Source organism: Nonomuraea ceibae (genome assembly GCF_019396325.1).
Classification (GTDB): domain Bacteria; phylum Actinomycetota; class Actinomycetes; order Streptosporangiales; family Streptosporangiaceae; genus Nonomuraea; species Nonomuraea ceibae.
In genome coordinates this window covers 21114-34705 of sequence record NZ_JAHKRO010000098.1, presented here as the reverse complement: position 1 = coordinate 34705, position 13592 = coordinate 21114, and the positions used below count along the sequence as shown (strand labels likewise).

At 74.0% G+C, this 13592-nt stretch carries 13 protein-coding genes; 1 reads left to right on the top strand and 12 read right to left on the bottom strand.

The genetic code is table 11. The features are described 5' to 3' along the window. From KME80_RS38495 to KME80_RS38450, 10 genes are all read right to left on the bottom strand, one after another. A partial coding sequence (locus KME80_RS38495; protein ID WP_219513582.1) for a 2Fe-2S iron-sulfur cluster-binding protein occupies positions 1-1023 on the bottom strand: 1023 nt, incomplete at its 3' end. Next, a complete protein-coding gene (locus KME80_RS38490; protein WP_219513572.1) occupies positions 1020-1271 on the bottom strand; it encodes a sarcosine oxidase subunit delta in 252 nt (83 codons plus the stop codon). The genes KME80_RS38495 and KME80_RS38490, both read right to left, overlap by 4 nt. Beyond that, entirely contained in the window at positions 1271-2473 is a 1203-nt protein-coding gene (locus KME80_RS38485) for a sarcosine oxidase subunit beta family protein (RefSeq protein WP_219513570.1), read from the bottom strand. The genes KME80_RS38490 and KME80_RS38485 overlap by 1 nt, the downstream gene beginning before the upstream one ends. Continuing rightward, positions 2470-4860, bottom strand: a complete 2391-nt coding sequence (locus KME80_RS38480) for a GcvT family protein (RefSeq protein WP_219513562.1) — start codon at positions 4858-4860, stop codon at positions 2470-2472. Before KME80_RS38480 ends, KME80_RS38485 begins: the two co-directional genes overlap by 4 nt. 103 nt (positions 4861-4963) lie before the next feature. Then, positions 4964-5722 (bottom strand): SDR family NAD(P)-dependent oxidoreductase, encoded by a 759-nt coding sequence (locus KME80_RS38475; RefSeq protein WP_219513553.1) that lies wholly within the window; start codon positions 5720-5722, stop codon positions 4964-4966. 1 nt (position 5723) lies between these two features. Further along, the gene (locus KME80_RS38470; protein WP_219513536.1) at positions 5724-8000 is read right to left on the bottom strand and encodes a tetratricopeptide repeat protein; all 2277 of its coding nucleotides are present in this window, start codon (positions 7998-8000) and stop codon (positions 5724-5726) included. A 19-nt stretch (positions 8001-8019) separates the two neighbouring features. After that, positions 8020-8775: an SCO6745 family protein gene (locus tag KME80_RS38465; protein ID WP_246646444.1), complete on the bottom strand. Its 756-nt coding sequence runs from the start codon at positions 8773-8775 to the stop codon at positions 8020-8022. A gap of 50 nt (positions 8776-8825) precedes the next feature. Next, on the bottom strand, positions 8826-9638 hold the full coding sequence (gene dapF / locus KME80_RS38460) for a diaminopimelate epimerase (RefSeq protein WP_219513528.1): 813 nt from the start codon (positions 9636-9638) through the stop codon (positions 8826-8828). A 9-nt stretch (positions 9639-9647) separates the two neighbouring features. Beyond that, entirely contained in the window at positions 9648-10553 is a 906-nt protein-coding gene (gene miaA, locus KME80_RS38455) for a tRNA (adenosine(37)-N6)-dimethylallyltransferase MiaA (RefSeq protein ID WP_219513520.1), read from the bottom strand. 11 nt (positions 10554-10564) lie between these two features. Then, positions 10565-11089, bottom strand: a complete 525-nt coding sequence (locus KME80_RS38450) for a methylated-DNA--[protein]-cysteine S-methyltransferase (RefSeq protein ID WP_219513518.1) — start codon at positions 11087-11089, stop codon at positions 10565-10567. Here KME80_RS38450 and KME80_RS38445 point away from each other — a divergent pair. Then, positions 11088-11999: a ribonuclease Z gene (locus KME80_RS38445; RefSeq protein WP_219513516.1), complete on the top strand. Its 912-nt coding sequence runs from the start codon at positions 11088-11090 to the stop codon at positions 11997-11999. The genes KME80_RS38450 and KME80_RS38445 overlap by 2 nt on opposite strands. On the opposite strand, the gene KME80_RS38440 is transcribed toward KME80_RS38445, so the two are convergent. Then, positions 11953-12663, bottom strand: coding sequence for a class III extradiol ring-cleavage dioxygenase family protein (locus KME80_RS38440; RefSeq protein WP_219513514.1), 711 nt, complete (start codon positions 12661-12663; stop codon positions 11953-11955). The two genes, KME80_RS38445 and KME80_RS38440, sit on opposite strands and share 47 nt — an antisense overlap. A gap of 24 nt (positions 12664-12687) precedes the next feature. Beyond that, the gene (locus tag KME80_RS38435; RefSeq protein ID WP_219513512.1) at positions 12688-13440 is read right to left on the bottom strand and encodes an isocitrate lyase/PEP mutase family protein; all 753 of its coding nucleotides are present in this window, start codon (positions 13438-13440) and stop codon (positions 12688-12690) included. Positions 13441-13592 lie beyond the last annotated feature (152 nt).

The following is a 13592-nucleotide window of genomic DNA, read 5'->3' as shown; positions in this document are numbered from 1 at the left end:
GGCGGGGTCCCAGCCGCCCGCGACGGCGAGCAGGTCGGCGGCCACGTGCCGGCCGCCGACGCGGACGCCGGTGAGCAGGCCGTCGCCGTCGGCGGTGGTCCCGGTGATCACCTGGCCCGCCCCGCCGGGGCGCGGGTCGACGACGGCGGCGATCTCCACCCCGGCCGCCTCCAGGTCGCGGGCCGCCTCGTACCCGGAGTCGGCGCACGCGTACACGACCGCCCGCCGGCCGGGCCGGACCCCGTACCGGTTGACGTAGGCGCGGGCGGCGGAGGCGAGCATGACGCCGGGCCGGTCGTTGCCCGGGAAGGGCAGCGACCGCTCGTGCGCGCCGGTCGCCAGCACGACCTGCGCGGCCCGGAAGTGCCACAGGCGTTCGCCGTCGTGGCGGCGTTCGACGGCGACCAGGTGGTTGTGGTCGTAGTAGCCGATCACGGACGTCCTGGTGAGGACGCGGACCTCGGGCATCCCGGCCAGCCGGCGGGCGGCGCCGCCGGCCCGGTCCAGCGGGTCGCGGCCGTTGAGCAGGTCGCCGCCGAGGCGGGGCTGGTCGTCGGCGAGGATCACCCGGACCCCGGTCCCGGCGGCGGCCAGGGCGGCGGCGAGCCCGGCAGGGCCGCCACCGACGACCAGCACCTCGCAGTGCAGGTACGCCTTGTCGCAGCGGACGGCCCCGGCGGCGGGGCGGGCAGGATCGGAGTGGGCAGGGTCGAGGCGGGCAGGGTCGAGGCGGCCTTTGCCGCGCAGGCTCCACGCCTCAAGCCCGGCGCGCAGCTCGACGGTGGTGGCGGGCAGCATCGGGTCGTCCCCGACGCGGACGAGCGCGTTCGGCTCCTCGGCCCCGGCGGTGAAGACGCCGCGCGGGCGGCCCAGCTCGACGCTGCGCCCGACCACCCGCACCCCGGCGGCCAGCAGCGCGGAGGCGAGCGTGTCGCCGGGATGCCCGTGCAGCGGGCGGTCGTCGAAGCGGAACGGAAGCGTGACGGATCGGTCGATGAGACCGCCGGACGGCAGACGGGTCATGAGGGGGCATCCCGGATCTCGTGGGTGACCGTGTGGCGCTCGACGGTGAACCAGACGCGGCACCCGTGCACGTGGTACCACCGCTCGTGGAACCAGCCCTTGGGGTTGTCGCGCCGGAACACGTACCCGGCCCACTCGTCGTCGGTGAGCTCGGCGGGCGTCCCGGGGTAGGCGACGCCGGCCTGGCCGCCGTAGCGGAACTCGTTCTCGTCGCGGGGTCCGCAGTGCGGGCAGGGGATGAGCATCATCAGTGCGCCACCGCCGCCGCGCCGTGCTCGTCGATGAGCGCCCCGGTGGCGAACCGTTCCAGGGCGAACGGCTCGGCGAGCGGGTGCGGGACGCCGTGCGCGATCGTGTGGGCGTAGACGGAACCGGCGCCGGGGGTGGCCTTGAAGCCGCCGGTGCCCCAGCCGGCGTTCACGTACAGGCCGTCGACCGGGGTGGGGCCGATGATCGGCGAGGCGTCGGGCGACACGTCGACGACGCCCGCCCAGGTGCGCAGCACCCGCACCCGGCTGAAGATCGGGAACAGCTCCAGCGCCGCCGCCATCTGCGCCTCGATGACGTGGAAGGCGCCGCGCTGCCCGTAGGAGTTGCAGGCGTCGATGCCCGCCCCCATGACGAGCTCGCCCTTGTGCGCCTGGCTGACGTACACGTGCACGGCGTTGGACATGACGACGCAGTCGAGCACGGGTTCGAGCAGCTCCGACACGAGCGCCTGGAGGGGGTGGGACTGGAGTGGCAGCCGGAGGCCGGCGTGTCCGGCGAGCACGGAGGTGTGCCCGGCGGCGGCGAGCGCGACCTTGCCGGCCGCGATCCGGCCGCGCGAGGTCCGCACGGCCCTGACCCGGCCGCCGGTGATCTCGAACCCGGTGACCTCGCAGTCCTGGATCAGGTCGATCCCGTACGCGTCGGCCCGGCGGGCCAGCGCCCAGGCGACGTGGTCGTGCTTGGCGATCCCGCCCCGGCGCTGCAACGTCGCGCCGAGCACCGGGTGGCGGGCGCTGCCGGACACGTCGAGGACCGGGCAGAACTTCTTGACCTCGGCGGCGTCGAGCCATTCGGCGTCGATGCCGTTGAGCCGGTTGGCGTTGACCCGCCGCCTGCCCTCACGCACGTCGGCGACGCTGTGGGCGAGATTGAGCACGCCGCGCTGGCTGAACTGCAGGTCGTAGCCGAGCTCGTCGCTCAGCCCCTCCCACAGCCTGAGCGAGTGCTCGTAGAGTGCGGCGCTCTCGTCCCACAGGTAGTTGGAGCGGATGATCGTGGTGTTGCGCGCCATGTTGCCGCCGGCCAGCCAGCCCTTCTCCAGCACGGCCACGTTCGTGATGCCGTGGTCGCGGGCCAGGTAGTAGGCGGTGGCCAGGCCGTGGCCGCCGCCGCCGACGATCACCACGTCGTAGGCGGGCCGGGGGTCGGGGTCGCGCCACAGGAAGTCGGGGTGGGTCAACGTCGGATCTTCTCCATCCGCGGGTCGTACAGCGGTTCGGCGGCGACCTCGGCGGCAACCCGCCGCCCGAAGTAGGAAATTTCCACATCTGTCCCGGGGGTGGCCAGCTCGACCGGCAGCCACGCGTACGCGATCGGCCGCCCGATCGTGTGCCCGTAGGCGGCGCTGGTCACGTACCCGACCGTGCGGCCCGCGTGCCGGACCGGCTCCTTGCCCATGACCACCTCGCCGGTCAGCAGCGGCGCCAGGGTGCGGCCGATGTCGGGGCTGAGCGCGTCCCTGCCGACGAAGTCCTTGCCCTCCTTGACCGCGAACCCCAGCCCGGCCTCGTACGGGCTGTGCTCGGTGGTCATGTCGACCCCCCAGAGCCGGTAGCCCTTCTCCAGCCGCAGGCTGTTGAACGCCGCCCGCCCGCCCGCGACCGGCAGCCCGGTGGCCCAGAGCGTGTCCCACAGCTTGAGCCCCAGGTCTGCGGTGGTGTAGAGCTCCCAGCCCAGCTCCCCCACGTACGAGACCCGCATCGCGGTCACCGGCACGATCCCCACGTGCCCCGTCCGGCAGGTGAAGTAGCGGAAGCCCTCGTTCGACAGGTCCATGTCGGTCAGCGGCTGCACCAGCTCCCTGGCGCGCGGCCCCCACACCCCGACGCAGCAGGTGCCCGGCGTGATGTCGCGCACGTACACGTCGCCGGGCGCGTGCCGGGTGATCCAGTCGAGGTCCAGGTTGCCGTTCGCGCCGATCTGGAACCGGTCCTCCGCCAGCCGCGCCACCGTCAGGTCCGACCGGATGCCGCCGCCCGCGTCCAGGAGCAGCGTGTACGTGACCGAGCCCGGCTTCCTGTCGACGTCGTTGGTCATCAGCCGTTGCAGGAACGCCGCCGCCTTGGCCCCGCCGACCTCGATCCGTTTGAGCGGCGTCATGTCGTAGAGCGCGACGCCCTCGCGGGTGGCGTGCGACTCGGCGGCGGCGACCGGCGACCAGTGCCGCGCCGCCCACTCGTCACGCCGGGCGGCGCCCAGCGCGGGCTCGGCCAGCCGGTCCGCGAGCGGCCGGTTCGCCTCGAACCAGTGCGGCCGCTCCCACCCGGCCGCCTCCAGGAAGCAGCCGCCCAGCTCGCGCTGGCGGACGTGGAACGGGCTGGTGCGCATCGGGCGCGGCGAGGCCATCGGCTGGAGCGGATGGATGACGTCGTAGACCTCGGCGAAGTTCTGCGCGCCGCGCTCGGCCACGTAGGCGGGGGCGAGCTGGACGGGCTCGAACCGGCTCAGCTCGCACTCGTGCAGGTCGTAGCCGGAGCGGCCGTCGACCAGCAGCTCGGCGACGGCCCTGGCGACGCCCGCCGAGTGCGTCACCCAGACGGCCTCCGCCACCCAGAACCCGTCGAGCCCCGGCGCCTCCCCGATCAGCGGGAACCCGTCCGGCGTAAACGAGAAGACGCCGTTGATCCCGTCGCGGTAGCCCGCCTCCTTGAGCGCGGGCAGCAGCTCGGCGGCGTCACGCCAGGCGGGCTCGAAGTCCTCCTCGGTGAACGCCCGCACCGAGGGCATCGTGGTGCCCCCGGGCTCAATCTCGTGCTGGGCGACCGGCATCGGGCGGTGGGAGTAGGAGCCGACGCCGATCCGGTCGCCGTGGTGGCGGAAGTAAAGGTCGCGGTCCTGGTGGCGCAGGATCGGCCCGGCCGCCGCGCCGGGCACCGGCCCCGACCTGGCGTACTGGTGGGCCAGCGGCTGCAGCGGCACCGTGAGCCCGGCCATCGCGCCGATCGACGGCCCCCAGAACCCGGCCGCGCACACGACCACGTCCGCCTCGACGACCCGGTAGCCGCCGGCGTGCTCGACGGCCACGCCGGTGACCCGGCCGCCCTTGTGGTGCACGCCCACCACGGTGTGGCCGGGCAGGAAGCGGGCGCCGCGCCCGACGGCCCGCCGAGCCTGGGCCTCGCAGCAGCGCACGGCGTCGGCCAGCCCGTCCGCGGGCACGTGGAACCCGCCGAGCACCCGGGCGGGGTCGAGCAGCGGCCACAGCTCGGCGCACCGGGCGGCGTCGACCAGGTGGCCCTCGACGCCCCACGACTCGGCCCAGCCGTGCTTGCGGTGCAGGTCGAGCCAGCGTTGCGGGGTGGTGGCCACCTCCAGGCCGCCGACCCGCTCGAAGCAGCCGAGCGCGGCGTACTTGCGCACGGTGTAGGCGGCGAACTCCGTCATGGTCTTGGACGGGTTCGTCTGGAAGACCAGGCCGGGCGCGTGGGAGGAGGATCCGCCGGTGGCGGGGAGCGGCCCGCGGTCCACGACGGTGACGTCGGTCCACCCCCGGCCGGTGAGCTCGTCGGCCAGCGCGCAGCCCACGATGCCGGCTCCGATGATCACGGTACGCGGCCGGCTCACCATGGGCCCTCCGGTTGTTCCCTGATGCGCAACATGGACCGGATTACGCAACGAACATAAGGCCGAGCGGGGCCCCCGACAAGGCCCTCGCTCCCGGAGGGCGCGGCTAGGTGATCAGAATCCCGCCGTCGACGGGCAGCGTCACCCCGGTGATGTACGAGGACGCGTCGCTCGCCAGGAAGATCGCGGCGGCGACCAGCTCGGCCGGATCGCCCGCCCGCCGCATGGGCACGCGCAGCTCCAGCATCGCCTCCAGATAGCCCGGCTTGTACTGCTCGGTCATCTCGGAGGCGAAGAAGCCCGGCTCCAGGCAGTTGACCCGGATGCCGCGCCGCCCGGTCCACTGCTGGGCCAGGTCGCGGGTCAGCCCGATCACCGCCGCCTTGGACGCGCTGTAGGCGGCCTGCGGCAGCCCGGCGGTGGTCTCGCCGAGGACGCTGCCGATGTTGACGATGGACGAGCCGGGCCGCATCACCCTGGCGCACGCCTGCGCCATCCAGTAGGTGCCGTGCAGGTTGATGTCGACGACCTGCCGGAACTCCTCGGGCGTCTCGCGCAGCGCAGGCACGGCGGTGCCGACGCCCGCGTTGTTGATCAGCACGTCGACGCCGCCCAGCCCGTCGACCGCCGCCGCGACGAGCGCGTCGCAGTCTTCGACCCGGGTCACGTCGGTGGCGACGGCCAGGCAGCGGCGGCCGGTCTCCTCGACCAGCCGCCTGGTCTCCTCCAGCCGGTCGGCGCGGCGGGCGCCGATCACGAGGTCGGCCCCCGCCTCGGCCAGGCCGCGGGCGAAGGCGACGCCCAGCCCCGCGGACGCGCCGGTGACGATGGCGACCTTGCCGTCGAGGCTGAAGCGGCCCAGCATGTCAGAGCCCGTATTCCTTGACGATCCGCTCGTGCCGCTCGACCTCGACGTCGACCTCGCGGGCCAGGTCGAGCCAGGCCAGCGGGTGGGACCAGCGCTCGGTGGCGTCGTCGAGCAGGGCGTCGACCTCGACCGCCGAGACGTTGGGCGGCACCGCGACCCAGCCGAACACGCCGGGGATCTGCTCGCCGGTGGTCGGGTGGGTGACCTTGTAGTTCTCGTCGCTGTAGACCCACATCGGCCAGCCCCGCTCGGCCATGACCTCGGTGAACTCGGTCCAGTCGGCCTCGCTCGGCGCGGCGCCGTCGAAGAAGTAGCTCGTGTAGCCGCCGGGGCGCAGGATGCTGACCGCGGCGAACGGGGGCACGAAGTTCTGCTGCTCCTGGGGGTCCTCGGGCAGCGGCTCCAGCAGCTGCGGGTCGAAGACGACCAGGTCGCCCGCGTTGTACTCCATCCCGCGCGGCTGCGGCAGGGCGAGCCGGGCGGTGGCGGGGCCGGTGCGGATGGACAGGACCTGCCGCTGGCCGCCGTCGGGCGCCGGGAGGATGACCCGGATGAGGCCCAGCTCCTCCTCGATCGGCCCCTCGGTGGACTTGATCGGCATGCCGATCTTGGCGGCGCCCTTGCGCACGGTGTCCCAGTCCTCGGCGGCGGTCGCCATGACGATCATGCGCCAGACGTCCTCGTCGGTGAGCTCGTCGAGCACCTCCAGCAGCGCGCCCGCGCCCCTGGCGTTCTCGTCGACCTGCTGGGCGGCTCCGGCGAGCACCCGGCGGGCCTCCACCCCGGCGCCGGCGGCCACCGCGTGCTCGGCGGCGTCGAGCGCCTCGGCCCAGCGCTCGCGGGCGCTGTGCAGGCGGGCCAGGGTCAGCCACTTGGCGTCGTGCGGCAGCTTGCCGGCCATCTGCTCCAGCCGCTCGTCCTGGCGGGCCTCGATGAGCAGCGTGGTGAGGTAGGCGACGTCGTCGCCGTCGGCGGAGGCGATGTCGCCGCTGTCGACGAGCATCTTCCAGTAGATGTCGGCGCCGGAGGACGGGTAGCCCAGGAAGCCGAGCGTGGTGGTGTGGCGGCGGGTCGCCTCGATGTCCTTGCCGGACAGCGGGGCCAGCCAGCCGACCCAGCGCTCGGGGTCGGCGTTGTAGCCGTCGGCGGCGTCGAAGTAGCCGACGCGCTCCTCCAGCGGGCCGGGCGCCTCGGGCTCGGTGGCGGCGTCGGCGGCGGCGCGCAGGGCGGCCACCCGCTCGGCCACGCCGGAGGCGTCGCGCAGCTCGCCCGCGCCGGACTCGGCCAGGTCGGCCAGCAGCCGGGCCTGCCACACGCCCTGCCGGGCGACGGCCAGGTCGCCCGCGACCAGCGCGAGCTCGACGCGGGAGCGGTAGCCGCCCATCATGCCGAAGTAGTCGATCCACTGGCGCAGCACGCGGCCGAGCTGCCAGGTGTTGGTGATCTGGGACGAGCTCGCCAGCAGGCTGACGGCGCGGGTCCACTCGACGAAGACCCTCGGGTGCTCGCCGACCACGTCGAGGTCGGGCAGCGCGTCGACGGCCTCGGCGACGCGGCCGAGGGTGGCCAGGATGAGGGCGCGGCGGACGCCGTCGCGATGGTCCTTGGCCACGGGGTCGTCGGCCTGGAAGCCGGCGGCGGCCTGGAGCGCGGTCAGCGCGTCCTCGGCGCGGCCGGCGGCGAGCAGCGCGCGGGCGCTCTCGGCGCCGAGCTCCCAGCTCGACTCGCGGCCGGCGGCGCGCAGCCGCTCGACGGCGGACTCGGCGTAGCTGACCGCCTCATCGGCGCGGCCGGCGTCGACGAGGGCGGCGACGTACTGCGTCACGAGGCCGCTGTAGGCGGGACCGGCGGGCTCGGCCTGCTCGATCGCGGCGCCGAGCGTCTCCAGGCGCTCGGCCGCGTAACCGGGGCCGTCGGCGTTGGCCCAGGCGATGGCGAGGGCCTCGACCGCGGCCGGCGTGGCCGGGCAGGAGCGCACCTCTTCGCGCTGGGCGAACGCGAGCAGGTGCTGGGCGTCCTCGATCGCGACCGCGCCCTGGGCGCGGTCGCCGATGCGGCCGATCAGGTGCCAGTAGCGGGCGTAGAACTCAAGCCAGGGCTGCTCCAGGGTCTCCGCCTGCTGGGCGATGGCCGGAGCCATCACGTCGAGCTGGGGATAACGCCCTTCATAGGCCTGTGCGGGGAGGTCTCCCAGCGCCATGGCGAGGCCCACGTTGCCCGCCTCGGAAAGCTGCTGCTGGGTTTCGCCGACCCAGGCCCAGATGTCCACGTCCATGGGCAGTCAGTCTGCCAGGTCAATCACCGTGCCCAAAACGCAGAAGCTCGATGAGCTCGTCTGATTCGTCACCGTTAAGGACCGAAAAGACCGGTGCCATCAGATCGTCGGTGACATCTTCCACAGCGGCCCGCCGGGCGATCAGGTCGGGTCCCGGCGTGTCGTAGGGCTCGGGCCAGGTGAAGAAGCGGGCGATCATCTCTCCGGCGGCCGGGCCGAACGGGGTGCCGTCGTGGGCGGCGGCGAGCGTGGCGTCGAGCGGGTGCAGCCCGGCGGCGACGACCGCGTTGGCGTGGAGGGCGCCGCGCAGCTCGCGGACCACGTGCATGAGCTGGGTGGCCCGCGCGGGCGCGTCGTCGGCCAGCGGAACGGCCCGCCACCCGGCGAACAGCGGCGCCCCGACGGGCGAGGCGTGCTCGACGACCGGCTCCAGCAGCTCGGCGATCCTGGCGCACCCGGCGTAGCCGCCGAGCTTGCGCCTGCCCCACTGCCGGCAGGCTTCGGCGTAGAGATCGACAGCCTGCTCGACGGGCATCTTGCGGCCGCCGTTCCAGTTGTCGGCGACGTGCTCGGCCGGGAAGAAGACCGCCACGGAGACGACCACGTCGGCGTCGCACTCGCCGAGCACGCCGCAGCGGCCCCGGAAGTAGAGCTCCCTGGGGCCCAGGCCGTGCTCCTCGCAGACGGCCTTGGCCTCGCGGGAGACCATGAAGCCGCCGCCGTAGTGCCCGATGGGCCCCTTGACCGCCACCGCGGTGGCTCGCGGGTCCGCCATCTCCACCCCTCTCGGTTCGGTTAGCAGACCCAGCATCGCTCAGGAGAACATCATTCTGCAAGCATCAGGTTGCCGGACGCGATGATCACGGCCGGGCCGCTCAGGTAGCTCGTCTCCTCGTCGAGCGTGACCGTGAGCGTGCCGCCCAGCACCTCGACGGTCCAGGTGCCGGTGGTGTCGCCCGACAGCGCCGCCGCCGCGACGGCCGTGGCGACCGCGCCGGTGCCGCAGGCGCGGGTCTCGCCGGAGCCGCGCTCGAACACGCGCATCACCGCCCGGCTGGTGCCCACCGCGTTGAACAGCTCGATGTTGACCCCGGCCGGGAACACCCCCGGGTCGAAGTTCGGCTGGTGCGACAGGTCGAGCTGGACCACCGGGTCGCCGATCGAGCAGGCCAGGTGCGGGTTGCCCATGTCGACGCAGATGCCCTCGTACTCCTGCCCAGCGACCGTCGTGACGCTGGTGCCGCCCACGCGCGGCTTGCCCATGTCGACGGTGACGTCACCGCCGGGCTCCAGCCGCACCCTGCGCACCCCGCCCCGCGTCGCCACGCCGAACTCGTCGGACTCCGCCAGCCCGGCCTCGGCCAGGTAGCGGGCGAAGACGCGCACGCCGTTGCCGCACATCTCGGCCACGCTGCCGTCGGCGTTGCGGTAGTCCATGAACCACTCGGCCTGACCGGCCTGGTCGGCCACCTCAGGAGCCTGCTTGGTGCGCACCACCCGGAGCACGCCGTCGGCGCCGATCCCGGCCCTGCGGTCACAGATCTTCTCGACCAGCGAGGCGGATACGTCGAGCTCGCCATCGGGGTCGGGGAGGATGACGAAATCGTTCTCGGTGCCGTGCCCCTTGAGAAAGCGCATGGTCGAATTTTAAGCGCAGCCTTCCCCCGCTATCCGCGCCAGGGACCGTTCGAGCAGGTCGGGGGCGTCATAGGGCAGCCAGCACACCCGCGGATCGCGGCGGAACCACGACTCCTGCCGCCGGGCGAAGCGCCGGGTGGCCCGGACCGTCTCCTCGTACGCCTGCTCCTCGCTCCACTCCCCCCGCAGGAACCGGATCACCTGTGCGTAACCGAGCGCCAGCCCGGCCGTTCGGCCCTCGGCCAGCCCCTGGCCGAGCAGCCCGCGCACCTCCTCCACCAGACCGGCCGCCCACATGCGCCCGACCCGGACCTCGATCCGCTCGTCGAGCTGCGGCCTGGGCACCTCCAGCCCGATCTGGACGCTGGGGTGGACCGCGTCGTAGGACGGCATCGTCGCCGAGAACGGCCTGCCGGAGTGCTCGATCACCTCCAGCGCGCGCACGATGCGGCGGCCGTTGCTCGGCAGGATCGCCGCCGCCGCGACGGGGTCGAGCCCGCGCAGCCGCTCGTACAGCGGCGCCGGGCCGGTCTCGGCCAGCTCCGCCTCCAGCCTGGCCCGGATCTCCGGGTCGGTGCCGGGGAACTCCAGGTCGTCGATCGCCGCCCGCACGTACAGGCCGCTGCCGCCGACCAGCACCGGCACGTCGACGGCCTCGATCACCGCCCTGGCCAGCCGCTGGTACTCGGCGACGCTGGCCGTCACCGTGACGTCCCAGATGTCGAGCAGGTGGTGCGGCACCCCGCGCCGCTCCTCCAGGGTCAGCTTGGCGGTGCCGATGTCCATGCCCCGGTAGAGCTGCATGGAGTCGGCGTTGACGCACTCGCCGCCCAGCCGCAGCGCGATGTCCACGGCGAGATCGGACTTCCCTGCCGCGGTGGGCCCCACCACGGCGATGACCGGCTTTTCGCGCACCCTCGCCACTTTCACAGATCGAGCAGCGTCGGCTGCAGGTAGCCCTCGTGGGTGAGCAGCCAGCGCTTGGTCTCCACGCCCACGCCGCCGCTGAACCCGCCCAGCCCGTTGCCCGCGACCACCCGGTGGCAGGGCACCACGATCGGCAGCGGGTTGGAGCCCATGATCGAGCCGATGCCGCGCGCGGGCACGTTCGAGCCGCTGCGCTCGGCCAGCTCGCCGTAGGTGACGGCGGTGCCGTACGGGACCTCGAACAGGGCCTGGAGCACGCGGCGGCGCGAGCCGGACGTCAGCCGCCAGTCGATCGGCGTCTCGAAGCGCCGCAACCCGCCGCCGAAATAAGCATGCAACTCCTCCACCACGAAACCCGTACGATCCGGGTCATGAACTTCAGGCAGGCCGAGAAGTTCGCCCAGCCGCTCGCGGGCGCCCCAGCCCGACGCGGCCAGCCCGTCCTCGGTGACGGCCAGCACGAACGCGCCGACCGGTGTCGGCACCTCGGCGAACGCGACCGTAACGGCAGATGCGGCCATCATGTCCTCACGTGAGCTCGTGGTCCTCGGCACCTCCAGCGCGGTGCCGACCCGGCACCGCAACCACAACGGTTACCTTCTGCGCTGGGACGGCCAAGGCTACCTTTTCGACCCCGGAGAGGGCACACAGCGGCAGATGCTGCACGCCGGGGTGAGCGCGCACGACGTGCACTGGATCTGCCTGACGCACTTCCACGGCGACCACTGCCTGGGCGTGCCCGGGGTCGTGCAGCGCATCGCCCGCGACCGGGTCCGGCATCCGGTCCGGGCGGTCTTCCCCGCGTCCGGCACGTCCTACTGGCGGCGGCTGCGACACGCCGCCGCCTTCGCCGACACGCAGGTCATCGAGGAGCATCCGGTCTCCGGCTCGCGCGCCGCCGTCGGGCCGCTCACCGCGCGCCGCCTGTCGCATCCGGTCGAGTCCTACGGCTATCGCGTCCAGGAGCCGCCGGGCGTCCGCATGCTGCCCGACCGGCTCGCCGCGCACGGCATCCGCGGCCCGGAGGTCAGCGAGCTGCAGCGCACCGGGTCGGTGCGCGGCGTGACGCTCGCCGAGTGCAGCGAGCCCCGGCCGGGGCAGAGCGCCGCGTTCGTCATGGACACGCGGCTGTGCGACACGGTCTTCGAGCTCGCCAACGGGGTGGACCTGCTGGTGATCGAGGCCACGTTCCTGTCGTCCGAGGGCGTGCTGGCCAAGGAGTACGGGCACCTGACGGCGTACGAGGCGGGCGTGGTGGCGGCCGACGCGGGCGTGCGGCGGCTGGTGCTGACGCACTTCTCCGAGCGCTACGGCATCACCCAGGAGGCGGCGTTCCTGGAGGAGGTGCGGCGCTCCTACGACGGTGAGGTGATCCTGGCCAGGGACCTCATGAAGATCCCGGTGCCGCGCCGCGCCGTCGCCACACGGCCGTGAAGTAGCCGACGCCGTAGGGGGCGGCCCGCGCGAGCAGGCTGCCGTCGAACGCGCCGCCCGCCGCCGCCCCGGCCAGCACCTGGAGCGCGGCCCGGCCGCTCGCCCAGAGCCGGTCGGCCGTGCCGGGGTCGAGCGCGGCCAGCGTCTCGTGGTCGCCCCCGGCGAGCGCGCCGGCGACCAGGTCGTCGTACGGGGCCGCCGCCGGGTCGAGGTGGCCAGGGGAGTTCGCGGTCAGGCAGGCCGACCCGTCGGCCGCGACGAGCAGCGCCACCCGGCCCTCCCCCGCCAGCTCCGCGCCGAGCTTCAGGCAGGCGTCCGCCGGCGCGTCCGCCGCCACGGCCCGCAGCGCGACCGCGCCGAAGTCGTACGCGGCCCGCTCCAGCAGCCAGCGGCCGACCGTCAGCGACAGCGGCAGCACCGGCTCTCCCGCCCCGGTCGTCACGTCCACGCCGTAGGAGCGCAGCGAGCCGGCCGCCCACCCGTCGAACGCCCTGTCGCGATCGGCCCCGCCCACGACCACGACCCGGTCGGGCCCGGCGGCGAGCAGGGCGGCGACGGCCTCATGACAGGCGGAACGGAGACCGGCCAGCTCGCCCTGGCCGGCGCCGGCCAGGGCGGGGACGAGCAGCGGGGTGTGCGGGCAGACGGCCGCGGCGACAAGCACAGGCGTCAGCGTAGTGGGACCCGGTCACTCCCCCCGCTGGTAGGGGTCGCGGCCCTGCGCGACCGCCTCGATCAGGCCCACCGCGTACGCGTGCGCGGCCTGGTGCAGGCCGTGGCCGTAGCTCACCCGGGCCACGCCCAGCGCGGCCAGCCTCGCCAGGCCGGGCACCCCCGGCCTGAACAGGATGTTCACCGGCCCCGGGACCTCCGACACCAGCGCGTCGATCTCCCGCTCGTCGGCCAGCCCGATCGGGTAGACGCAGTCGGCGCCCGCGTCCAGGTAGGCGCGTGCCCGCGCCACCGCCGCCGCGCGGCTGGAGTCGCCCGCGATGTAGGTGTCGATCCGGGCGTTCAGCACCAGCCCGGGTCCCGCCGCCGCGCGCACCTCCGCCAGGAACCGCGCCTGCGTCCCCACGTCCACGAGCTCGCCCGTACGAGGGTCGGAGTCCTCCAGGTTGCACCCGGCCGCGCCCGTGGCGGCCAGCCGGGCGGCCAGCTCGGCCGGCTCCAGCCCGAACCCGCGTTCCAGGTCGGCGGTCACCGGCACGTCCACCACCCGCGTGATCCGCGCCACCGCGGCCAGCATCTCCTCTACCGGCGTGCGTTCGCCGTCGTCGTAGCCCAGCACCCGCGCCACCGCCGCGCTCCCGGTCGCGACGGCCGGGAAACCCGCCTCCCGGACGGCCCGCGCCGACGCGGCGTCCCAGGCGTTGGGCAGGATCAGCGGCTTGCCGGGCACGTGCAGGGCCCGCAGCTCGGCTGCTCTGTCAGTCGTCATGCCGGAACCCTACGAAGCGGCCGGGCGCGCCTGTAGGTCCAGTCGCGGCGGTTACCGCCGGACCACTTGGCCGGCCCCTGGAGCGGCACTTGGCCGGGCCCCTCAGGGCGGCACTTGCCCGGGCCCCTGGAGCGGCACTTGGCCGGGCTCCT